At 68.3% G+C, this 526-nt stretch carries 1 protein-coding gene; it reads left to right on the top strand.

What is annotated here, in order from left to right:
- On the top strand, positions 1-526 hold a 526-nt coding region (gene modA / locus DBR20_RS17065), incomplete at both ends, for a molybdate ABC transporter substrate-binding protein (RefSeq protein ID WP_258223408.1).

Here is a 526-nt window from a genome sequence, read left to right as displayed (position 1 = left end):
GTCGATTTCAACTTTGCTGCCTCCGGCGTGCTGCTGCAGCAGATCGCGCGGGGCGCGCCGGTGGATGTATTCGCCTCGGCTGATGAAGCAACGATGGACCAAGCGGCGCAGCAGAAGCTGCTGGCAGCGGGTACGCGTGAAGTCTTCGCAGTGAACGCGCTGTGGGTGGTGGTGCCGCTGCAGGCGAAGGCGCCGCCGCGTGCCCTGGCCGATCTGGCGGGTGCCGGCGTGCAGCGTATTGCGCTGGGCAACCCGGACAGCGTGCCGGTGGGTCGCTACGCACAGGGCGCACTGCTGGCCGCGAAGCTGTGGCCGGCAGTGCAGGGCAAGGTGATCAGTACGCAGAACGTGCGGCAGTCGCTGGATTACGTGGCGCGGGGCGAGGTGGATGCAGGCTTTGTCTACGCGACCGATGCGCAGGCGATGCCGGATCGCGTGCGGCGCGCGTTCGAAGTGCCGGTTGCCGGACGCATCGCCTATCCGCTCGCGGTGGTGCAGGCCAGTACGCAGCCGGTGGAAGCCAAGC

It is taken from the genome of Stenotrophomonas sp. HMWF023 (assembly GCF_003060985.1).
Classification (GTDB): domain Bacteria; phylum Pseudomonadota; class Gammaproteobacteria; order Xanthomonadales; family Xanthomonadaceae; genus Stenotrophomonas; species Stenotrophomonas lactitubi.
Note: the sequence above shows the minus strand (reverse complement) of the source record. Positions and strands in the feature narration are given on the sequence as shown.